Consider the following 22,649-nt stretch of genomic DNA (forward strand, 5'->3'; position numbering starts at 1 on the left):
AAAAATATACTTATAACACTAGCTGTTGTATGTGCTTCTGTTGCTAAATCTCACAGCAATAATTCTCTGTTTACGGTCAACTCTCCATAATAAATTGACTTTAAACAAACCTTGTAAAAAAACATAAATAAACCTTACTGAATATTTTATAATCTATTTGATGCAGCAAATTTGTATCGAAAAGACTATTGAACTATACCTATAACTAAGAAAATGAATAAAAACTAAAACAATAAAATGAAAAAAATGAACAACCGCTGCTGTAAATAAAAAAAAAAGCCATTTCTGCGGCAACAGAAATGGCGAGGCTTAAAGAAAATTTATCGCTAAATAAAGGAAACACGAGAGAGTTGAAAAATCAACTTTCACGGCTCCTTGTAATTACTAAAAACCAATACAAAGAAATGAAAAAAAATATAAATTTATATACATTATTATTTCTCCTGTTTTTAACATCAGGAATAAATGCACAAAACACAACACCTCTCATACAATCTAAACTTGACGGAACAGTAATAGACGATATTACAAACCAGCCTATTATTGGAGCCTCAGTCATTATTAAAGGAACAACACACGGAGTTCAGACGGATACTGAAGGGAAATTTTATTTTCAAACTGGTCAGAAATTACCTTATACTTTAATAATAACATACATAGGATATAAAAAAACTGAAATTATTGTAGACAAAAACCCTGTCACTATCCATTTAAAAGAAGAACGTCAGGAACTGGATGAATTGGTGGTTGTTGGATATGGTTCGCAAAAGAGAAAAGACATTACGGGCTCAGTATCATCAGTTCCAAAAGCAAATCTTTCTCAGGTTACCTCATCAGCAGATAATTTATTAAGAGGTGCTATTCCCGGAGTAGTCGTTACACAAAGTTCAGGACGTCCGGGAGCTTCTTCAAGTGTTCGTATCAGAGGAGGAAATTCTATCACCGCAGGTAATGAACCTCTTTATGTCGTTGACGGAGTTTTAATTTATAATGACAACAATAACAGTACTGCAGGAGTAGCTTATGCAGGTGCAACTGTGAATGTTCTCTCTACTATTAATCCGGGAGATATTGAATCTATAGAAGTCTTGAAAGACGCATCAGCAACTGCAATTTACGGATCACGAGGCGCTAATGGAGTTGTAATTATTACAACTAAAAAAGGAACCAAAGGACAAGATAATATCTCATACCAGGGTTACTTTGGATTCCAGAATGTTTCGAAAAAACTGGATTTGTTAAACGCAAGTCAATGGGCAAGTCTACGTAATGATATTCAGACAAGTATTGGTCAGACTCCATCTTTTACACCGGATCAAATAGAGGCACTTAAAACTTCAGGCGGTTACGACTGGCAATCTGCTGTTTTTAGAACTGCAGCACCAATTCAGAATCACCAGTTGTCTTTTTCAGGTGGAGATGAACGTTCAAGATATGCTATCTCAGCAGGTTATTTTCAACAAGACGGTATTGTAATTTCATCGGATTTTAAAAGAATTTCGCTTCGTGCCAACTACGAAAGGAATTATTCACAAAATTTTAAATTTGGTGTGAACGCGAATTATAGCAATTCTGTCGCAAATGGTATAGGAACCAATGGAGGTTCTTCTGCCGGAAGACAGCCTAATCCATTGGTTGTTGCCCTGTATCAGCCACCAGTTGTTCCTATTAAAAATGCAGACGGAAGTTATAATTTAACTAATAATCCTTATACAACTGCAGTTAATGGCGTTATTGCAAATCCAATTAATGATTTGGTTAGCACAACAAACGAAACCAAAATCAACAGAATTCTAACCAGCTTATTTGGTGAATACAAAATAACCAAAAAACTGACCGCAAAAGTGGCCGTAAGCGGTGACGTTATTGATACCAAACAAAATTATTATGCTCCGGCAACTACAACAACGGGAGCCGGAACAAAAGGCTTAGGATCAGTCGGAAACAGGTTGGTAAGTTCTATACTGAATGAAAATACACTGAACTACAATACTAACTTTGGTGATGACCATAAATTTTCGGCCTTAGGAGGATATACACTTCAATATACAAAAGGTGAAGCTGTAAATGCGGGTGCAAATACTTTTATAAATGATGCAAATACTTACAATTCATTACAAGATGGTGTTCCCATAAAGCCCTATAGTGATGCATTCGAAAGTGTGTTAAAATCGTGGTTAGCCAGAGTAAATTATTCTTATAAAGGAAAATATAACTTTACGGTCTCTGCACGTGCAGACGGATCTTCAAGATTTGGTTCAGAATCACTTTGGGGTTACTTTCCTTCGGCTGGATTTTCATGGAATATTACTGATGAAGAATTTGCCAACAACATTAAAGGTCTAACCGAAGCCAAACTTAGAATAACAGCCGGAACTACCGGGAATCAGGAAATTGGAAATTATCTTTCCCTGGCTCAGATGGGTTCTGTTAATTACGCCTTTGGAGGTACATTATATACAGGACTTGCCCCTACCCGATTGGCAAATCCGGATTTGAGATGGGAGAAAACAAACCAATATAACATTGGTTTAGACTTATCATTATTAGACAGAAAAATCAATTTTGTTTTTGATGTTTACTACAAAAAAACAAACGATTTGCTTATAAGTGTTCCTGTGCCGCTTACTTCAGGATATGCTACAATACTTCAAAACATTGGAGGTGTTGAAAATAAAGGTATTGAGATTGGGCTGATAACAGAAAATATAAAAACAGAAAACTTTTCATGGAATTCTAACTTCGTTTTTTCTGCCAACAGAAACAAGGTTGTTGCAATTGGAAATGGTGTTGACCAGTTTTTTCCAATCGTTCCAAACGGTGCTTTATTGCAGCAACAGCCTGTAACGGTAAAAGTAGGTTTGCCTTTAGGAACTTTTTGGGGATACAGAACCGATGGTATTTTCCAGACTCAGGAAGAAGTGAATACACAGCCAAAAATAAACAGCCTTGCCAATACAAAAGTTGGTGACAGAAAATATGTAGATAGCAACGGTGATGGTGTAATTACAACTCTTGACAAAGGAAATCTTGGAACTTCACAGCCAAAATTTGTTGGAAGTTTCAGCAATACAATTTCTTATAATGATTTTGATTTGAATTTCTCTTTCCAGGGATCATATGGCGGAAAAATATTCAATGCTTTAAATCAGCAATTAGAAATTTCAACACTGGGAACAAATGCTAATGCAACTCTTAATGATCGTTGGACACCAACAAATCCAAGTAATGAAATTCCGAGAGCATCTAGTTCTCCAGTAGCAATAGTTTCTGAACGTTATGTAGAAGATGCTTCTTTCCTGAGACTAAAATTAATCACTTTAGGATATACACTACCTAAAAGCATTTCTAAAAAATTGGGAACAAAGAGTGTTAAATTTTACGTATCTGCCGAAAACTTAATTACATGGACAAAATACACCGGATATGATCCTGAGGTAAGTTCATACGAACAAAACAACTTATATCCGGGAATTGATTTTGGTTCTTATCCAAACTCTAAAACATTCATTTCGGGTCTGAATATAACTTTCTAAGTAAAAAATATAAAATGAAAAAGAGTATTATAACATTATTATTAAGTGCCGGACTATTTGTATCGTGCACAGAATTAGAGGTAACACCAACCTCTTTTGTAACCGAAGAAAATTACTTTCAAACTCAGGATGATGCTATTGCAAGTGTAACTGCGGTTTATGCTTCTTTGAGTCTTGATCCGGGAGAGCAGAGTTTATTTGGAAGAAATCTTTATTTCCTGACAGATATGGCTACTGATTATGCCGCAGCAGGAGTTTCAGCAACCAATCCACAGGTAAGAGCTTTGAGCAGTTTAACCCATGATGCGACGTCAGATCGTGTTCAGGTTGCGTGGCGTCAAATTTATGCCGGAATTAACAGAGCCAATGTTGCCATTGATAATATTCCGAAAGTCATTGGAACAGATGAAATTAAAAACCGATTGATTTTAGAAGCAAAATTCATCAGAGGATTATTATACTTTCAGGCAGTACGTCTTTGGGGCGGTGTTCCAATTGTTTTACATGAACCGACTTCTATTCAAATAGAAAGCTTAAAATCAAAAAGAGCAACTGTCGATGAAGTCTATGCGCAAATTATTTCAGACTTAAAAGATGCAGAAGGTTTACCTGCTGCTTATACTTCAACTAACCTTGGACGTGCTACATCAGGAGCTGCAAAAGCAATTTTAGCAAAAGTATATCTTACAAGAAAAGATTATCCAAATACGATCCTTAAAGCTAAAGAAGTTATTAATGGTGGTTACGGATACGCCCTTTTTGAAAACTTTGGAGATATATTCGCAAAGGAAAAAAAGAACGGAAAAGAGCATATTTTCTCTGTTCAGTTTGAGCCAAATCAGGCAGGAAACGGTTCTAGCGGAAGTACTTTTCAAGCAACTTCATTTACCGGATTTACTGCTACTGAACCGGCAGATATTATTTCGGATGTAGCTTTGTTTTATGATATTTATGCAGAAGGAGATGTAAGAAGAGATGTTAGTTATAAAAAACAATTATTGAATCCGGCAACCGGAACACTTTATACTTTTCCAAAACCAATTTTCAGCAAATATCTTGACCTGACCAATCTAGCTACTCCTTCAAACGTAGCCATTAATTTTCCGGTTATTCGCTACGCAGACATCTTATTGTCCCTGGCAGAAGCCATAAATGAACAGGGAGCGCCAACTACTGAAGCTTATGAATTGATTAATCAGGTAAGAAGAAGAGCTTTTGGAAAACCAATCACAACGCCAGACGCAACTGTAGATTTAGTTGGATTAAACCAAACCTCTTTTAGAGCTGCGATTCAGGAAGAGCGCAAAAAAGAGTTTGTTCAGGAAGGGCAAAGATGGTTCGATTTGGTTCGTTGGGGAACTTTGGTTACCGAAATCAAGAAGGTAACTGCAAAAAACTCAGTTTCAGAGCGTAATAATCTGTATCCAATTCCGCAAAGCGAAAGAAATATTGACCCAGTAGGACTACCGCAAAATCCAGGCTATTAATAAAAGGATTACATATTAGTATATAAAATGATTAAAAAACTGTTTATTATCGTCCTATTGGTTTTTGCACAATTACAGCTGTCTGCGCAGAAAAAGCAACCTAACATCATCGTCATTCTGGCGGATGATTTAGGTTTCTCAGATATTGGTGCTTTTGGCTCAGAAATTAAAACTCCAAACCTGGATAAGCTTGCTAAAAACGGACTTATTCTAAAGCAATTTTACAATGCCGGGCGTTGCTGTCCTTCACGCGCTTCATTGCTCACAGGTTTATATCCGCATCAGGCAGGTGTTGGGGACATGGTTCAGGACAAAGGGTTTCCTGCCTATCAGGGGTATTTAAACGAGCATTGCATCACGATTGGACAGGCACTCAAACAGGCAGGTTACAACACTATCGTTTCCGGAAAATGGCACGTTGGTTTGGTTCCGTCAGCCAGGGCGGTTAATAGAGGATTTGATGATTCATTTACGTTACAAAACAATGGAAGCAGTTATTTCAACTCGCAACCTTTGTATAATGACGGAAGAACAGTGACTTTTTTGAAAGGAGACAAAGAAATTATTCGCACGGATACTTCGACTTATCTGACTCAGGAAATAACCAATTTTGCCATTAATTCTTTAGAAAAACATCGCCATGAACAAAAGCCTTTTTTTCTGTATGTTGCTTATAATGCGCCACATTGGCCCATTCAGGCATTACCGGAAGATATTGCAAAATACAAAGGAAAATACCTCGAAGGCTGGGATAAATTGAGAGCAAGCCGTTTTAAAAAGTTAAAAGAACAAGGAATTATTGATAAAAACTGGGACTTATCCAATCGTTTTGAAAAAGTGCCGGATTGGGAAAAATTAAGTACTGAAGAAAAAGACAAATGGGACACCCGCATGGCAATTTACGCCGCCATGATCGACCGAATGGATGCAGGAATTGGAGAAATCCTTCAGAAAGTAAAGTCTTTGGGTGAAGAAGATAATACACTTATTCTTTTTCTTTCTGATAATGGCGGAAGTGCCGATGATGTAAAAAACTGGAATTATGTTACACAAAAAAATGGAACACCAGGTTCAGTTGCTTCCATTGACAGTTACGAAAGTCCGTGGGGAAATGTGAGCAACACGCCTTTTCAATTGTTCAAAAAGAACACCCACGAAGGCGGTATTACTTCTCCTTTTATTGCTTATTATCCAAAACATATTAAGGCTGGCACATTAAGCAATAGGGTAAGTCATTTGATTGATGTTTTCCCAACTTTTCTGGAGTATGCCGGTTTTCAATATCCGGATTCTTTTCAGGAAAAAAAACTCACACCATTAGAAGGTATTAGTTTAAAAAAGGAATTTGAAGGGCAACGATCTAATGCACATGAAGCTTTATTTTGGGAACATGAAGGCAGTAAAGCAGTACGAAAAGGACAATGGAAAGCAGTAGCCGAAAACAATCAGCCCTGGGAATTGTACAATCTTTCTGCAGACCGAACCGAAACAAAGAACCTGGCAAAATCAGAATCAAAAATCCTCCAAAATCTGATTGAATTACATCGACAATGGTCAGCAAAAGTTGGCGTTAAAGACTGGAATACGATAAAATAAATAACAGTTATTCCTAATACCTGACTTTATACTTTATTAAAAAAACTACAACAATAAACAATACCAAATACATAGAAATAATGAATTATCAATTAATCGCTTAAAATATAAAAAAATGAAAAAATTTAAAAATAACAGTACCATCAAAAGTCCTAAAAAAGGGCTTTTGATTACAGCATTGCTTGTTGCTCAGTTTGGCTTTGCCCAGGAACAGCAAAATGCAGAATTTAAAGGAGTCGTTGGTAAAACATTGGCGGACTCAAAAGAATATTGGCCTGAGCCTGTAAAAGCTCCAAAAGGCGCTCCCAATGTAGTCTGGATTTTACTGGATGATGTAGGATTTGGTGCTTCAAGTGCTTTTGGCGGATTAATAGAGACCCCTACTTTTGATGCTTTGGCAAATAACGGATTACGTTATACCAATTTTCATACAACCGCTATTTGCGCACCTACCCGTGCCGCTTTATTGACGGGAAGAAATTCAGGAAGAGTTCACGTTAGCGGCTTTTCTCACACTATTTTATCTGCAGGTTTCCCGGGTTGGGATGGTAGAATTCCATCTGATAAAGGAACAGTTGCTGAGATTTTACGTGAAAACGGTTACAACACTTTTGCAGTAGGGAAATATGGTGTAACTCCGGATGAAGATGCTACGGATGCAGGTCCATTTCACAGATGGCCAACCGGAAAAGGTTTCGATCATTTCTATGGCTTCTTAGGATCACAAACCGATCAGTACAACCCTGATTTGGTAGAAGATCAGACGCATATAAAAGGAGACGGACGCCATCTGAACGAATTAATTACAGATAAGGCAATTAGTTATCTTCAGAAACAACAAAAAGCGGCTCCAGGAAAACCGTTCTTTTTATATTATGCACCCGGAGCAGCTCATGCACCTCATCAGGTTGCAAAAGAATGGAGCGATAAATACAAAGGGAAATTCGATGAAGGCTGGGATGTATATCGTGAAAGAGTTTTGGCAAACCAAAAGAAACTGGGTGTAATTCCTGCCAATGCCGTTTTACCAGAACGTAATCCGCTAATTGGGGAATGGAAAAAATTAACTCCGGATCAAAAGAAGGTATATGCCAGATTCATGGAAGTGTACGCAGGATTTCTGACGTATACCGATGCTGAAATTGGAAGAGTGGTTAATTACCTTAAAGAAACCAATCAATTTGACAACACTGTAATTTTTGTTGCCATTGGAGATAACGGAGCCAGTAAAGAAGGCAGTCTGGTAGGTACTATCAACCAAAGCCTTTTTGCTCAGGGAACATCTGACGAAAAAAATCTTCAGGATAATTTAGCCAACATCGGCGAAATTGGAACTCCTGAGGGACTTAATACCAATTACCCTTTAGGCTGGGCACAAGCAACTAATGCACCGTTTAAAAACTGGAAACAGGATGCTCAGTCAGAAGGTGGAACCCGTAATCCTTTGATTATTCACTATCCAAACGGAATTAAAGATAAGGGCGGAATCAGAAATCAATACAGCCATGTAAACGATATTCTGCCTACTACGCTTGATATTGCAGGAATTAAAGCTCCGGAATATATCAAAGGAATTAAGCAGGATATCATCCAAGGTTCTTCTTTATACACTTCTTTAAATAATGCCAAAGCAGAGTCATTACACAAAGTACAATACTATTATATTTTTGGAAACAGAGCCATATACAAAGATGGATGGAAAGCAGCCGCAGCACATCCGGATCCTTTTACCTTATTGAAAACTGCAGGTAAAAATCAGACTGCTGCAGCAAACAGTTTTGATAATGATGTTTGGGAATTATATAACTTAAACGAAGATTTTAATGAACGTAATAACCTGGCCAAAAAGTATCCTGAAAAATTAGAAGAACTTAAAAAACTGTTTGATGAACAAGCCAAAGAAAATAATGTATATCCGTTAATTGACTGGCAGGATGTACTGGGCAGAAAAATTCACAATAGCGGAGCTGACAAAGGCAAAAACCTTCAGGAGTTGATTAAAGAAGCAACAAAAGGTGGAAGCGGAAGTTCGCATTAGTAAAAAGTTGGATTCAGGTCTTTACTACAAAATAAAGACCTGAATTTTCAAAAGGTAAACAATGAAAAACTTTCGATATAACAGAAAAGTAAAACAAACATTCTGCTGTCTGGCTGAGTCCATTCGACTTAGCTCCGGATAAACTTAGTCGAAGCCTTTCATTAAAAAATTCCACAAAATAAAATTCTACTAAATCTGTAGAATTATTAGTTTTAATTTTAAATTTATCATTCTGATTTTCAAGGAAATTAATCCCAATTTATAAAACAAAATAAAGTATTAAACAAAAAAATTGAGACACATGAAACTAGTAGATTATCAAATTATAGGCAAAAAGATTGTCGTTGGGGCGATTCTTTTTTTGATTCCGCTTGTGATTTTGGCAGGCGGTTTAACATTAATCAATCAATTTTTAAAATAAGAAATCATGGCAACAGTTCAAAATTCAAACAAAAATCTGATAAGAGATTTAAGTATCAGTCTTTTTATTTACACGCTGCCTGTGTTGGCAATTTACCTATATTTTAAATTGAGTAACAACATTGTAAGTGAATCGCACATTGCATTACCGGCTTTTCTGGAATTTGCAAAACCTGCTTTCGAAAACATCAGAACCTGGGGATTAACCGTTTTTATGATTGTGTTGGGAATTATCGAATTTACGGCAGGTTTATATGATGATGAATGGACAGGTGAAGAACGCAAAATTGACATCGTAAGTTTCCTGGCTCCAAAATTAATTTTACCTGCAGTTATTTCTTTTTTCAGCTTAAAGGTTTTACCGGTTTTGATTCCGAATCTTGAAAACGCACTTTCGTGGGTGCCGTTTTGGGGAGGCTTTTTCTTAATCGGTGTTGCGGATGATTTAACACAGTACTGGTACCATCGTCTGCACCATCAGGTTCCCTTTTTATGGCGTTTTCACAGAACGCATCATTCAGCTCCGTACATGGGAATGGCGATGCTTTCGAGACAAAACTTTATTTACACGATCTTTTTCTCTCAGATTTACTTAACAGCCACTTTAACCTTCTTAGGTTTAGGGCTTCCTGCTTTGTTTGTATTGGTTATAAAAAGCATCATCACATTAACGGCACACTCCAGTATTGCCTGGGACAAACCGTTTTACAAATACAAAGTTTTACATCCGATTGCATGGGTTTTAGAACGTTTAATTTCGACTCCGGCTACACACCACGCGCATCATGCAGATACAAGCGGAGACGGTGTTGGTCATTTTAAAGGCAACTTCGGAAACATGTTTTTTATCTGGGATGTCATCTTCGGAACAGGTTTAATTACCAGACAATTTCCAAAATCATATGGAATCAAATCCTACAAGCAGGAAGAATGGTACGCACAGTTTCTTTGGCCGATATTCAAATCTAAAAAAGAAGGAAGCGCACTGGCAGAAGGAGTTCTTTCTGTACCCTTAAAACAAACTCCGGTTGTTGAAAATCAGCCTGTACTAGAAACCGTTCAATCCTGATATCATGAAAAATAAAATATTTAAAAACAGCATCTCTGCCCTAACCCTTTTTGTAACAATTATTGGTTTTGCACAAAATAAAAGTTCAAATACAATCTCGCTGGATCTTTATTACAGTAAAATTCAAAATGAGAAAAACCCACAGATAATTGATGCTAGAGGGCCTGAAGAATTTGCCCTTAACCACATTAACGGAGCGGTAAATTTCAATCTGGAGTCAAAAGATTATGCCAAGCAAATAGCAAAATTAGATAAAACAAGACCCGTATTTACCTATTCTATCGGAGCCGGAAGAAGTGTGTGGCTGGCAGATGATTTATTAAAAAAAGGTTTTAAGGAAGCCTATAGTTTAGAGGGTGGAATTGCCAACTGGATTGGCAACGGAAAGCCTTTTTATGTCAACTCCAAAAGCAAATTAACACTGGATGAATACAATAAAATCATCGCTGATAATAATACCGTTTTGGTAGATATTGGTTCTAAATATTGTGCTCCGTGCAAAAAAGTAAAACCTGTTCTGGAAACCATCAAAGCTGAATACGGAGAGAAGGTAAAAATTGTCGAAATCGAACTGGAAGAAAGTCCGCAGGTAATTGCCGATCTGAAAACTGTAAAAGTATTCCCTACCCTGATTTTATATCAAAACGGTCAGATTATTTTCAAAAAAGAGGGATTCTCAGATTTGAAAAAAGATGTTGATGTCATTTTGGCTCAGAATAATTAACAAAGAAAGAAATCAGAGATGAATATCACCCTGGGCGGAGTCGAAACCTTTTAGTTGTAAAGAGATTCAACTCCGGTCAGCCTGACAATTGTTTTAATTCATTAACAACATAAGGTAATGAAGTTTGTTTGTTTGTTTTTTTGCTATCCTGCAGGGTGTCCCAACCTTGCAGGTTTATCAATTTAAAACTTTAAAACCTGCTATATACCAAAAAATATTCCCTTTTTAAATACCATAATATGGCAATATCCAAAAAAACTAAAAAAATCGTTTTTACCATTTTGATTCTACTCCTTATTGCTTCCGTTTTTTTGTTTTGGCCCATCAACACAGACGGAACACTGATTAAATCTGATGAAAAATTAGCTGAAGGAAAAACTGTATTTCTGTATCAAAAAGACACTTCCAAAACTTCAGAAAAAAAACCAAACATTATCATTCTCCTTGCTGATGATTTGGGCAAATATGACATTTCGCTGTACGGAGGAAAATCAACCCCAACACCTCAAATAGATTCTTTGGCTGCATCGGGAGTGACATTTACAGACGGTTATGTTTCCTCATCCATTTGTTCTCCTTCGCGAGCAGGTTTACTTACAGGCCGCTATCAGGAACGATTTGGACATGAATATCAACCCGGAGACCGATATCCAAAAAACAATCTGGAATATTATGCCTTCAAATATCTGATTAATACCGATAGCTGGAGATTAAACCCAAAAATTGAATATCCAAATGATACTTCAATCGCTACCCAGGGTTTGCCCCAGTCTGAAATTACCTTTGCCGATCTGGCTAAAAAACAAGGTTACAATACTGGTATTATTGGTAAATGGCACTTGGGGCATACCAAAGGTTTTTTTCCACTGGACAGAGGTTTCGACTATCATTACGGGTTTTATCAGGCGTTTTCGCTTTTTGCTCCCGAAGATGATAATCCGGATATTATCAACCATCATCATAAGGATTTTACAGATAAAGTAATTTGGGGAAAGGGCCGTGTCGGAATTGGAAAAATTCGCAGGGATACTACCATTGTTGAGGAAAAAGCCTATTTGACTGAAAAATTTGCGGATGAAGCCGAAGCTTTCATTGACAAAAATAAAACAAAACCATTTTTACTGTATGTTCCGTTTAATGCACCACACACCCCTTTTCAGGTCCGCAAGAAATATTACGACCGTTTTCCGAATGTAAAAGACGAAAACAAACGGGTGTATTTTGCCATGATCAGCGCTTTGGATGATGCCATTGGAAGAATCAGGGCCAAAATAAAAAAAGAAGGTCTGGAAGAAAATACCCTGATTATTTTTGCCAGTGACAATGGAGGTGCCGATTATACGTTTGCTACTACCAACGCACCGCTTAAAGGAGGGAAATTCTCCCATTTTGAAGGCGGAATCAATGTCCCGTTTGCACTTTCGTGGAAAGGAAAAATAAAACCACATACCGTTTACAAAACACCGGTGAGTTCACTAGATATTTTCAGTACCATTGCAGCAGTAACGCATTCTGGTTTGCCAAAAGACAGGGTTTATGACGGGGTTGATTTAATTAACATAGTCAATAACAATAAAATTGCGCACCAAAATTTATACTGGCGTTCCGGTGATGCCAAAGCCATCAGAAGCGGAGACTGGAAACTGATCATCAGTGGAAAAACACATGAAAAATGGCTTTATGACTTATCAAAAGACAAATCTGAAACTACTGATCTGGCACAAAAAAATCCGGCAAAAGTAAAAGAACTTCAGACAGCTTTAAAAGACTGGGAAAAAGGACTCATAAAACCGTTATGGCCTAATTTAACTTACTATGAATTCAATTTTGGCTCTCAAAAATACTTTGTCGATTTGTAAAGTTTAAATACATAGAAGCATACTCTTTAAATGCAAAAAAGTCGTTTTACCTGTTTAAAAAAAACCAAACAAGCCTCAACTCAACCAAATCTTAAAAAACAATTCAATTCATTAAAACCAATGTCAATTAAAACAAAACAACTTAGCCTTCATGAAGACTGGACAGTCGTACTTTTAGGTTTCTTAATCATCGGAATTTCGCTGTTTGTATTTCTTCCTGATGTCCCGGTATTCAAATGGTCCAATGGTTCCGACTTAATGGCAGATGTATTTGCTGTCGGGAATTTACAAATTCTGTTAATTCAATTTATTTATTTGACTGTTATAGGAACTATAGCCGCATTTTTAATTGGTAAATCGGTAAAAAACTTTTTATTAGGTTTCCCAATCATCTATCTGTTAACTATTTTGGCTTTGATTGTAGCAGGAAATACTTTTATAAAAGGACTCAATTTAGAAGCCGTAATTTTTAGTTTGATTATTGGCCTTGTAATTGGCAATTTCTTCAAACTACCGGAATGGTTTCGTTCTGCACTTTCAACAGAAGTTTTTGTGAAAATCGGTTTGGTTTTTTAAATAAAGACATAGAACTTTTTAAGTATATATGGTTAGAAACATCTAGTGTTACAACTGGAAGCAGAGTACCCTATATTCAGAAAGAAATTGATTTTTGTGGTGAAATAGCTTCGATGGTAAAAGTATTACCTAATCTCCTCGATTATACAGACCACATAAAATATTTAGAGCAAAAAATAATATGGTTGAAAAAAGATATAGAAAATGAACAAAAAAGAGATTTTGAAGGGTATATCTAAAAATCATAAAACCGATCTAAAAATAGCAGAGATACATCGATTTGAATCAAAATCATTTTCTTTTATTACGGATTTTTTCTTTTGAAAAAGAGTTTAAAACTGCATACGACATTTAAGCAATAAAAAAAGCGATTGTTTTCGGACAATCGCTTTTTGATTTATATAAATAAAGTAAAAAGGTAAAATTCAGGATGCCATAGCAATTTCTAATGGCACTGCTATGTTTGACAAAGTAATCGGATCTGAATATCCTAAGAAAAAAACATCCAGTATTTCCTGAAATACAGGATCTGTATTTTCTACCTGAGTAAAAAGAGTCATGGAAGAACGAAGTTTTCTCGCATCTAATTCCCCAAGAATAGCCTCTATTGATTTGGTTTTATATTCTAAAAGAACTTTGCAAATTTCAATTAAATGTTTCGCTAAGATAGGATGATTTAGAAAATCTTCTGCTTCTTTAAGATCAGCAATAGCATAATATTTCGCTAGCGTGCTTTTGCCCAAACCTTTTAGCTGCGGAAAAATAAACCACATCCAATGCGTTTCCTTCTTCCCTTTTTTTAGTTCTGAGTAAGCTGTTAGATAAAGTTTGTTCTGTGCATCTAAAAAGCGTGTTAAATCATTATTTGCGTAAGCCATTCTGAAGTAATTTTATAAGGTTAAACAAATTTTCAGGTCTTGTTTTAAAGTCTTCCAAAACTACTCCGCTTCTCGGTCTAAAAATTTATATAATTGTTACAGTTACATTATATAATTTCAATTTGATGAAATAAAAAAGCTGCGAAAAATAAAGTAATCGCAGCTGTTTTTAACCTATTATGATAGAAAATAAATTTTTAATTTTTGAAATGATTCAATGATTTCTCAATAATAGCAAGGCATTGTTTAATTTGATCTTCGGTAATAACCAAAGGCGGAGCCAGACGAATTTTGTTTCCGTGAGTTGGTTTTGCCAATAATCCGTTATCTCTGAATTTCAGGCAGATTTCCCAAGCCAAATCTGATTCTTCATCACAATTAATTACGATGGCGTTAAGTAAACCTTTACCGCGAACCAGTGTAATCAAATCCTTACGTTCAGCAATTTCGTTTAATCCTTTTCTTAAAATGATTCCTAAACGTTCTGCATTTTCAGCCAGTTTTTCGTCTTTTACCACTTCAAGAGCCGCAATTGCAACAGCTGCCGCAACCGGATTTCCTCCAAAAGTAGATCCGTGTTGTCCGGGTTTTATTACATTCATTATTTCGTTATTTGCTAAAACCGCCGAAACAGGATAAACACCTCCTGAAATTGCCTTTCCTAAAATCAAAATATCAGGCTGCACGTCTTCGTGATGAACCGCTAAAAGTTTCCCTGTACGTGCAATTCCGGTTTGAACTTCATCTGCAATAAACAATACATTATGTTTTTCGCAAAGTGCTTTTGCTTTCGCTAAATAACCTTCAGACGGAACATATACTCCGGCTTCTCCCTGAATTGGTTCCACCAGAAAACCGGCTATATTTTTTGATGATTCCAGTACTTTTTCCAAAGCCTCCAGATTGTCATATTCAATTTTTATAAAGCCTTCTGTAAAAGGACCGAAACTCTTACGGGCACTTTCATCATTCGAAAACGAAATGATGGTTGTGGTTCTTCCGTGAAAATTATTCTCACAAACAATAATCTGGGCAAGATTTTCATGGATTCCTTTTACTTCATAAGCCCACTTTCTGCACAATTTCAAAGCTGTCTCTACTGCTTCTGCACCCGTGTTCATTGGAAGAACCTTATCAAAACCAAAATAATTGGTTACATATTCTTCGTAATTCCCTAATTTATCATTGTAAAAAGCACGGGAAGTCAAAGTCAGCTTTTGCGCCTGCTCTACCATTGCTCCAACAATTTTAGGATGGCAATGTCCTTGGTTTACGGCAGAATAAGCCGAAAGGAAATCATAATATTTCTTTCCGTCCACATCCCAGACATAGACACCTTCTCCCCTGTCTAAAACTACAGGAAGCGGATGATAATTATGAGCTCCGTATTTGTTTTCTTTCTCTATTAAAACTTCTGATTTAGACGAAAGAATTTGTTTTGTCTGTTCCATGATTTTCAGTTTTTTATCTTTTTCAAAATTAATTATATTATTTTATTTTACAATAAAAATCAATACTTTTGACTTAAATAAAGCAATTAAAAGTCAATATTAAAAAAAAAGCCAAAATAAAAGTCAATATTAATTTTAAACAATATAAAAATGGACTCATTAGACCAATTTGACATCAAAATTATCAAGGAACTGGAAAAAGATGGGAGAATGGCTTTTTCTACAATCGCAGCAAATTTGAAAATCTCAAATACAATGGTACATCAGCGAGTGAATCGCTTAACAGAGCAAGGTATCATTTCAGGGATCAAACCTTCGGTTAACGAAAAAAAAATTGGCTACGACTGGGCTTCCTTTACCGGAATTACGCTCAATAAAGATTCGGATTCAGAAAGAATTATTGAGGCTTTAAAAGCCATTCCGGAAATTACGGAGTGTTATTATGTTACAGGTTCCTTTACCCTTTACATAAAAATCATAGCCAAAAACCACGAACACATGCGAAATGTTCTTTACGAAAAAATAGACCGAATTTCCGGGATTGCCAAAACCGATTCTATTGTAGAATTGGGTTGCGCTTTTAAAAGAAATATTACACTTTAAAACTTTACAAATAATCTATAAACTTATAATTTTCAATATTTTAAATTCTTTGCTAAAACCTCAAAAGAAAAAGCTTTTGAGGTTTTTTTGTACGATTATATTTCAGATATTTGTTATAAATTATAAAAAATCATGAAAAAATCAGCCTTATTTATTTTAGTTATTTTCTTATTTTTCAGCATTATGAACGCCCAATTAAAAGCCGTAAAATACAACGACGGAGATCAGGTTTTAAATGGATTATCCATAAAAGCTGCCAAAAAAAGCAGTCAAAATCCAGGTATTTTGCTTTTGCCAGCCTGGCTTGGAATTGACAATGCCTCAAAAGAAATAGCCGAAAACTTATCAAAACTGGGCTACACGGTTTTCATAGCTGATATTTATGGAGAAGGAAATTATCCAACAAACACTTCAGAAGCAGGTAAGCAGGCCGGATACTACAAAAAAAATTATGAAGCGTATCAAAAACGTATTCAGTTAGCGTTAGATCAATTAATCAAATCCGGTGCAAATGCCGATAATATTGTTGCTATTGGGTATTGTTTTGGCGGAACCGGGGTTTTAGAAGCTGGCCGCGGACATCTGAATGTAAAAGGTGTCGTTTCTTTTCATGGCGGTTTAGGCAAAGATGCTGCAAGGCCTTCTGAAACTATCACAACTAAAGTCTTAGCCTGTCATGGTGCTGATGATCCATTTGTTTCAAAGGAAGAAATAGCTGCTTTTCAGCAGGAAATGCGTGATACGAAAGCTGACTGGCAAATGATTTATTATGCAAATTCGGTACACTCATTCACAAACCCGGAAGCCGGAAACGACAACTCAAAAGGAGCTGCCTACAATGCTGTTGCTGCAAAACGTTCTTTTGAACATTTAAAGCTTTTTCTAAACGAGGTACTTAAAAAGTAACCAAATTAATTAACCAAAACTAAACCCAAACCAATGTCCCATAATAAAATCAGAGAAGATAAAACCTGCCTCAACTGCCGCCACGTAGTAGAGCAGAAATTTTGTCCCAATTGCGGACAAGAGAATTCAGACAGCAGAAAAACATTTCATCACTTGTTTGTCCACTTTTTTGAAGATCTTACACATTATGAAAATGCTTTTTGGAAAACGATACGAAATCTGCTTTTTAAGCCGGCAACTTTAACCAAAGAATATCTTTCGGGAAAAAGACTTTCCTATTTGGCTCCGGTTCGTTTATATATTTTCATAAGTTTCATTACGTTCTTATTAATTGCTATGCTTCCAGTTAAAGTCAACGAAAATAATAAAAGCGAAAAGGAAATAAATAAGGAAATCGCAAAAACTACACAAGAATTGAATATTAAAAAAGAAGACAATAAATACTTCCATTTCTTAAACATGAAGAAAATTGATTCTATTCAGAAACATGGAAAAGAAGAAGACAAACTTAATGCTACCAGCTACTGGTTCGCTGAAAAAGCAATACATATTAGTGAGAAATACACCAAAAAAGAAATTTTTATAAAATTTACAGAATCTTTCTTTCACAACCTTCCTAAAATTTTATTTATTATCATGCCATTTTTTGCTTTTTTCTTATGGCTTTTTCACAATAAAAAAAAATGGTATTATTTTGATCACGGCATTTTTACACTTCACTATTTTTCATTTTTATTATTAATTTTCCTTGTAATGTTTATCATTGACCGTGTTGTCGGACTTTTTGGTGAAGATAGTCCACTGAATGTTATTTCCACAATTACCAGCATTGTTGGAACAATCTGGATGTGTTATTATTTTTATCCAGCTCATCATCGCTTTTATGGCGAATCAAGAATAGTTTCTTTTGTTAAAAGTGTATTGTTATTCATTATAAACTCTCTTTTTATTCTATTTTTACTAACTGTTTATGTTCTCTATACATTCATCAATATACATTAAAAACTAATAATGAAAAAAATTGCATTTCTATTATTAATTGTTTCTGCATTTTCGTGTAAAAACACCCAGAATATTACCTCCAAAGACAATTCAGATCCTTCTAAATACATTGGAAAAATTTCGGAAAAAGATTTAAAAACAATGCTTTATACTGTTGCTTCTGATGAAATGGAAGGCCGTGAAACCGGTTCGAAGGGACAAAAGAAAGCAGGGCTTTACATGATAGAGCAATACAAAAAAAATGGAATCCCTTTTCCAAAAGGTGCTACAGATTATTACCAGCACATTCCGGCATCTTATTTGAATGCCAGACGCAATGAAAACTTACAGGATTCAGAAAACATCTGGGCATACATTGAAGGCTCTGAAAAACCAGATGAGATATTGGTACTCTCAGCTCATTACGATCATGTGGGTATTCAAAACGGTGAAGTTTATAATGGTGCTGATGATGATGGTTCCGGAACGGTAGCTTTATTGGAAATGGCGAAAGCTTTTGCAAAAGCCAAAAAAGAAGGACATGGACCAAAACGTTCTATTTTATTCCTGCATGTAACTGGCGAAGAGCACGGCCTGCACGGTTCTCGCTATTATTCTGAACATCCTTTGTTTCCAATTGCCAGCACAATTGCCGACATTAATATTGATATGATTGGTCGTCGTGATGTTGAACACGCCAAAACAAACAATTATGTGTATGTTATTGGAGCGAACAGATTATCATCTGATTTACATAATGCTGTAGTGTCACAAAATGAAAAATACATCAAAATAGATTTAGATTTTAAATTCAACGATCCAAAAGACCCAAATCACTTTTATGAGCGTTCTGACCATTATAACTTTGCCAAACATGGTATTCCGGCGGTTTTCTTCTTTAATGGCGTTCACGAAGATTACCATGGTAAAGACGACATAGCAGAAAAAATCGAATACGATGCTTTAACTAAAAGAACAAAATTAGCTTTCGTCGTTGCCTGGGAACTGGCCAATAGAGAAAACAGACCGGTTGTGGATAAGAGATAGTTTAAAAAAAGATTCTAAGAAACTGAGATGCTAAGGTTTCTAAGTTTTTCCCTTAGGAATGATTACAAAAAAAGATGAGTAAAACTCATCTTTTTTTGTTTTATATTTTTTATTCCAATTACTCAAATGCTAAAAAAACTTAGAAACTTAGCATCTCAGAACCTCAGTAACTTTATCAATCATTCATCGAAATCAAAAACTCTTCGTTATTTCTGGTTTTCTTGAAACGGTCGTTTACAAAATCCATAGATTCTACCGGATTCATATCTGACAGATATTTACGCATAATCCACATTCTCTGTAATGTTTTCTCGTCTAATAATAAATCGTCGCGACGCGTACTTGATGATGTAAGATCGATGGCTGGGAAAATACGTTTGTTGGCAATTTTACGATCCAGTTGAAGTTCCATATTACCGGTACCTTTAAATTCTTCAAAGATAACCTCATCCATTTTAGAACCGGTTTCTGTCAATGCTGTCGCGATGATACTCAACGAACCGCCGTTTTCAACATTTCTTGCTGCTCCGAAGAAACGTTTTGGTTTTTGAAGCGCATTGGCATCAACACCTCCACTTAATACTTTTCCGGACGCTGGCTGAACAGTATTATAAGCTCTCGCCAAACGTGTAATCGAATCAAGAAGAATCACGACATCATGTCCGCATTCTACCAGACGCTTAGCTTTTTCAAGTACGATATTGGCAATTTTTACGTGTTCCTGTGGTTCTCTGTCAAAAGTAGAAGCGATAACTTCTCCACGTACACTTCTTTGCATATCTGTAACCTCCTCCGGACGCTCATCAATCAAAAGAACGATTAGATAAACTTCAGGATGATTCGCAGCAATCGCATTGGCAATGTCTTTTAACAACATTGTTTTACCCGTTTTTGGCTGTGCGACTATCATACCACGCTGCCCTTTTCCAATTGGAGAAAATAAATCGATAATTCGGGTTGATATAGAACTGCCTTTTTCGGCTAATTTAAATTTTTCTGAAGGGAAAACCGGTGTCAGGTGTTCAAACGAAACTCTGTCGCGAACTACCTGCGGATCGTGACCATTAATTTTAAGTACACGAACCAAAGGGAAAAACTTCTCTCCTTCTTTTGGAGGACGAACCACTCCTTTAACGGTATCTCCGGTTTTAAGACCGAATAATCGGATTTGTGAAGTTGACAAATAAATATCGTCAGGAGAAGCTAGATAATTATAATCTGATGAACGTAAGAATCCGTATCCGTCGGGCATCATTTCAAGAACGCCTTCACTTTCTATAATTCCGTCAAATTCAAAGTCTGAATCCCTGAAGTTATTATTCTTTTTGTTTTTATGATTTGGATTTTGGTTTCCGTTATTTCCATTACCATTCCCGTTTTGATTTGGATTCTGATTCTGGTTCGGATTTTGTTTTTTATTCTGATTAGGATTAATCTTTTTAATCGGAGCAGTTCCTTCAGCTTTTTCAGCTTCGGGAGTTGGAGCCTGAACAGTTATTTCTGTTTCTCCAGCTTCTTCAGTACTTTCTTCTTTTACTGTTTCTTTCTCTTTCTGCAAAGCAACCTTTTTCTCGTATGCTGATTTATTAAACTTAACGATTTTTGGTTCCTTTTTCTCTACTTCTTTGTTTTCAGCAACTTCCTCAACTTTTGGTTTCGGTTGAATTTTAGTATTTGGTTTTGAAACAGCCTCAGGTTGTATCTCCTCACGTGGTTCTTCCACTTTATCAAACTCTAAAACAGGAGCATTTCTGCTGGATGCTGCCTTTTTAACAGGGGCAATTCTTGCTCTCTTTGGTTTTTCATCAACTATTTCTGCATGTGCAACAGCTGGCACAAGCGGCTCTGAAGTCGTTTCCTGATGCGCTAAAATCTGACTGATCAAAGTATCTTTTTTGACACCATTAAACTTTATAGTTTTAGCTAACTTAGCTATTTCTTGAAGCTCAGAAAGCTTCATTTCTTTTAATGCAGAAATATCAAACATGAATGTTCTATGAATTTAATTATTTTAAAGGAAAATACTGTAATAAAGAATAGGTAGATAATTATTTTGAATTGACCGCAGTATGAAGTGCTTACGGTATTATGATGCAATAATACGAATAAAATTTTATCATACAATAGTATTTATAAAAAAGAAAATATATTTTTGTAAAACAATTTTAGGTCATGATACAACGAATTCAAACCATATATTTACTACTCACCTTTTTGGTAACCGGAGTTTTACTTTTTTTTGTTCCTCTTTGGACAATAAATGGGAAGCCATTTTATTTTATGCAGGATCAGGTTTATACTGTATTATTAGGCCTAAGTACTATGTTAACCATTATCAGTATTATATCATACAAAAAAAGACAAAATCAGTTTGTTATGGGCAGACTGAACATCATATTAAATTTAATTTTATTAGGATTATTTGTTTACCGTTCACTAAATTTATCTGGAGAAGCAGCTACTGCTTCTGAGAAAGGTATTGGGATGTTTCTTCCTATTGTTGCTATCGTGTTATTAGTTCTAGCTAATAAGGCCATCAAAAAGGACGAAGATCTTGTAAAATCTGTAGACCGTTTGAGATAAACCTATAAACTTAGTTTATTGCGCGAAGAGAACCCGAATTGTATGATTCGGGTTTTTTTGTGTAAAATTCGCTACATTTACTATCAAACAAAGAAAATAAATTTCAGAAATTCGATATTATAAGTAGAATTTTCATAATTTAGCATTTGTTATTTCAATTTATTTATGACACATAAAATAAAAATACACTTAGCTGATGACCATTTAGTACTTATTGATGGATTGACAAATTTATTAAGTACTGTTTCTGAATTCGAAATTGTAGGCTCATCCTCTAACGGGTTGAATATTTTTGATGAAGTAACAGCTAATAATGCGCACATCCTGGTACTGGATCTGAGTATGCCCGAAAAAGACGGTATAGAAGTCTTAAAAGAGTTTCATCAAAAAGGATACCCTTGCAAGGTTATCATTTTATCCAGCTATGATGATTTAAAAATTATCAGGGAGGTAATGAATTTAGGTGCCAGCGGGTATCTTACAAAAAAATGTGCAGGCGAAAATATAATTGAAGCCATTGAAGTGGTTAATCAGGGAGAAGAATATTTTTGCAATTCAGTACGAGAAAAAATCTTCAACACTTTTACAGAAAACAATCCTAAATTAAACAAAACTTTTATCACTCAAAATTCCATTTTAACATCGCGTGAATTAGAAATTGTAACTCTAATTTCACTTGAATACAGCGGAAAGGAAATTAGTGAACAATTGTTTATAAGCACTAATACTGTAGAAACACATCGGAAAAACATCATGAAAAAGCTACAGACAAAAAATACTATTGGACTGGTTAAATATGCTATCAAAAATAATTTAATTAAGTCTTAAATTATTTCTTAATCATACAATCCTTCACTTTTCAAGGTATAACAAAATCAAAAAAATTCATCAGAAC

The 22,649-nt window shown here is 35.5% G+C and carries 17 protein-coding genes; 14 read left to right on the forward strand and 3 right to left on the reverse strand.

The features are described from left to right. The first annotated feature begins 404 nt into the window (after positions 1-404). The 8 genes from FLACHUCJ7_RS13940 (at position 405) to FLACHUCJ7_RS13975 (ending at position 13,305) form a co-directional block, all read left to right on the forward strand. Complete coding sequence (locus FLACHUCJ7_RS13940; RefSeq protein ID WP_180909293.1) at positions 405-3,536, forward strand: SusC/RagA family TonB-linked outer membrane protein; 3,132 nt, start codon at positions 405-407, stop codon at positions 3,534-3,536. Positions 3,537-3,550: 14 nt separating this feature from the next. After that, the gene (locus FLACHUCJ7_RS13945; protein WP_180909294.1) at positions 3,551-5,023 is read left to right on the forward strand and encodes a RagB/SusD family nutrient uptake outer membrane protein; all 1,473 of its coding nucleotides are present in this window, start codon (positions 3,551-3,553) and stop codon (positions 5,021-5,023) included. A gap of 27 nt (positions 5,024-5,050) precedes the next feature. Then, positions 5,051-6,619, forward strand: a complete 1,569-nt coding sequence (locus tag FLACHUCJ7_RS13950) for an arylsulfatase (protein ID WP_180909295.1) — start codon at positions 5,051-5,053, stop codon at positions 6,617-6,619. Between the two features lie 115 nt (positions 6,620-6,734). Beyond that, positions 6,735-8,657, forward strand: a complete 1,923-nt coding sequence (locus FLACHUCJ7_RS13955; RefSeq protein WP_180909296.1) for an arylsulfatase — start codon at positions 6,735-6,737, stop codon at positions 8,655-8,657. Between the two features lie 427 nt (positions 8,658-9,084). After that, positions 9,085-10,146, forward strand: coding sequence for a sterol desaturase family protein (locus FLACHUCJ7_RS13960; RefSeq protein WP_180909297.1), 1,062 nt, complete (start codon positions 9,085-9,087; stop codon positions 10,144-10,146). 4 nt (positions 10,147-10,150) lie between these two features. Next, on the forward strand, positions 10,151-10,870 hold the full coding sequence (locus FLACHUCJ7_RS13965; RefSeq protein ID WP_180909298.1) for a thioredoxin domain-containing protein: 720 nt from the start codon (positions 10,151-10,153) through the stop codon (positions 10,868-10,870). Positions 10,871-11,109: 239 nt separating this feature from the next. After that, a complete protein-coding gene (locus tag FLACHUCJ7_RS13970) occupies positions 11,110-12,729 on the forward strand; it encodes a sulfatase-like hydrolase/transferase (RefSeq protein WP_180909299.1) in 1,620 nt (539 codons plus the stop codon). A gap of 120 nt (positions 12,730-12,849) precedes the next feature. Then, positions 12,850-13,305, forward strand: a complete 456-nt coding sequence (locus FLACHUCJ7_RS13975) for a hypothetical protein (protein WP_230408829.1) — start codon at positions 12,850-12,852, stop codon at positions 13,303-13,305. 425 nt (positions 13,306-13,730) lie between these two features. On the opposite strand, the gene FLACHUCJ7_RS13980 is transcribed toward FLACHUCJ7_RS13975, so the two are convergent. After that, positions 13,731-14,183 carry a DUF1810 domain-containing protein gene (locus FLACHUCJ7_RS13980; RefSeq protein ID WP_180909300.1) on the reverse strand — a complete coding sequence of 151 codons (453 nt, stop codon included), beginning with the start codon at positions 14,181-14,183 and terminating at the stop codon, positions 13,731-13,733. Between the two features lie 197 nt (positions 14,184-14,380). Next, positions 14,381-15,634 (reverse strand): ornithine--oxo-acid transaminase, encoded by a 1,254-nt coding sequence (rocD, locus tag FLACHUCJ7_RS13985; RefSeq protein ID WP_180909301.1) that lies wholly within the window; start codon positions 15,632-15,634, stop codon positions 14,381-14,383. 150 nt (positions 15,635-15,784) lie between these two features. Here rocD and FLACHUCJ7_RS13990 point away from each other — a divergent pair, with 150 nt between their 5' ends. From FLACHUCJ7_RS13990 to FLACHUCJ7_RS14005, 4 genes are all read left to right on the forward strand, one after another. Further along, positions 15,785-16,237: an Lrp/AsnC family transcriptional regulator gene (locus FLACHUCJ7_RS13990; protein WP_078226627.1), complete on the forward strand. Its 453-nt coding sequence runs from the start codon at positions 15,785-15,787 to the stop codon at positions 16,235-16,237. A 132-nt stretch (positions 16,238-16,369) separates the two neighbouring features. Beyond that, positions 16,370-17,143, forward strand: a complete 774-nt coding sequence (locus FLACHUCJ7_RS13995) for a dienelactone hydrolase family protein (protein WP_078226626.1) — start codon at positions 16,370-16,372, stop codon at positions 17,141-17,143. 33 nt (positions 17,144-17,176) lie between these two features. Next, positions 17,177-18,145: a DUF3667 domain-containing protein gene (locus tag FLACHUCJ7_RS14000; protein WP_180909302.1), complete on the forward strand. Its 969-nt coding sequence runs from the start codon at positions 17,177-17,179 to the stop codon at positions 18,143-18,145. Positions 18,146-18,154: 9 nt separating this feature from the next. Beyond that, on the forward strand, positions 18,155-19,171 hold the full coding sequence (locus FLACHUCJ7_RS14005; RefSeq protein ID WP_078226624.1) for a M28 family peptidase: 1,017 nt from the start codon (positions 18,155-18,157) through the stop codon (positions 19,169-19,171). Between the two features lie 175 nt (positions 19,172-19,346). On the opposite strand, the gene rho is transcribed toward FLACHUCJ7_RS14005, so the two are convergent. Then, positions 19,347-21,158 carry a transcription termination factor Rho gene (rho, locus tag FLACHUCJ7_RS14010; RefSeq protein WP_180909303.1) on the reverse strand — a complete coding sequence of 604 codons (1,812 nt, stop codon included), beginning with the start codon at positions 21,156-21,158 and terminating at the stop codon, positions 19,347-19,349. 185 nt (positions 21,159-21,343) lie between these two features. On the opposite strand from rho, the gene FLACHUCJ7_RS14015 reads away from it, so the two are divergent. Next, positions 21,344-21,754 (forward strand): DUF4293 domain-containing protein, encoded by a 411-nt coding sequence (locus FLACHUCJ7_RS14015; protein ID WP_031455752.1) that lies wholly within the window; start codon positions 21,344-21,346, stop codon positions 21,752-21,754. A gap of 165 nt (positions 21,755-21,919) precedes the next feature. Then, positions 21,920-22,582, forward strand: a complete 663-nt coding sequence (locus FLACHUCJ7_RS14020; RefSeq protein WP_031455751.1) for a response regulator — start codon at positions 21,920-21,922, stop codon at positions 22,580-22,582. The last annotated feature ends 67 nt before the right edge of the window (positions 22,583-22,649 follow it).

This window comes from Flavobacterium salmonis (assembly GCF_903819435.1).
Taxonomy (GTDB): domain Bacteria; phylum Bacteroidota; class Bacteroidia; order Flavobacteriales; family Flavobacteriaceae; genus Flavobacterium; species Flavobacterium chungangense.

Excerpts from the sequence above, each read along its gene's own strand:
- rho (WP_180909303.1), bottom strand. The coding sequence starts at position 21,158 with ATGTTTGATATTTCTGCATTAAAAGAAATGAAGCTTTCTGAGCTTCAA.
- FLACHUCJ7_RS13975 (WP_230408829.1), top strand. The coding sequence starts at position 12,850 with ATGTCAATTAAAACAAAACAACTTAGCCTTCATGAAGACTGGACAGTC.
- FLACHUCJ7_RS14015 (WP_031455752.1), top strand. The coding sequence starts at position 21,344 with ATGATACAACGAATTCAAACCATATATTTACTACTCACCTTTTTGGTA.
- FLACHUCJ7_RS13990 (WP_078226627.1), top strand. The coding sequence starts at position 15,785 with ATGGACTCATTAGACCAATTTGACATCAAAATTATCAAGGAACTGGAA.
- FLACHUCJ7_RS13995 (WP_078226626.1), top strand. The coding sequence starts at position 16,370 with ATGAAAAAATCAGCCTTATTTATTTTAGTTATTTTCTTATTTTTCAGC.
- FLACHUCJ7_RS13940 (WP_180909293.1), top strand. The coding sequence starts at position 405 with ATGAAAAAAAATATAAATTTATATACATTATTATTTCTCCTGTTTTTA.
- FLACHUCJ7_RS13960 (WP_180909297.1), top strand. The coding sequence starts at position 9,085 with ATGGCAACAGTTCAAAATTCAAACAAAAATCTGATAAGAGATTTAAGT.
- FLACHUCJ7_RS14000 (WP_180909302.1), top strand. The coding sequence starts at position 17,177 with ATGTCCCATAATAAAATCAGAGAAGATAAAACCTGCCTCAACTGCCGC.
- FLACHUCJ7_RS14005 (WP_078226624.1), top strand. The coding sequence starts at position 18,155 with ATGAAAAAAATTGCATTTCTATTATTAATTGTTTCTGCATTTTCGTGT.
- FLACHUCJ7_RS13955 (WP_180909296.1), top strand. The coding sequence starts at position 6,735 with ATGAAAAAATTTAAAAATAACAGTACCATCAAAAGTCCTAAAAAAGGG.
- FLACHUCJ7_RS13965 (WP_180909298.1), top strand. The coding sequence starts at position 10,151 with ATGAAAAATAAAATATTTAAAAACAGCATCTCTGCCCTAACCCTTTTT.
- FLACHUCJ7_RS13950 (WP_180909295.1), top strand. The coding sequence starts at position 5,051 with ATGATTAAAAAACTGTTTATTATCGTCCTATTGGTTTTTGCACAATTA.
- FLACHUCJ7_RS13945 (WP_180909294.1), top strand. The coding sequence starts at position 3,551 with ATGAAAAAGAGTATTATAACATTATTATTAAGTGCCGGACTATTTGTA.
- FLACHUCJ7_RS13970 (WP_180909299.1), top strand. The coding sequence starts at position 11,110 with ATGGCAATATCCAAAAAAACTAAAAAAATCGTTTTTACCATTTTGATT.
- rocD (WP_180909301.1), bottom strand. The coding sequence starts at position 15,634 with ATGGAACAGACAAAACAAATTCTTTCGTCTAAATCAGAAGTTTTAATA.
- FLACHUCJ7_RS14020 (WP_031455751.1), top strand. The coding sequence starts at position 21,920 with ATGACACATAAAATAAAAATACACTTAGCTGATGACCATTTAGTACTT.
- FLACHUCJ7_RS13980 (WP_180909300.1), bottom strand. The coding sequence starts at position 14,183 with ATGGCTTACGCAAATAATGATTTAACACGCTTTTTAGATGCACAGAAC.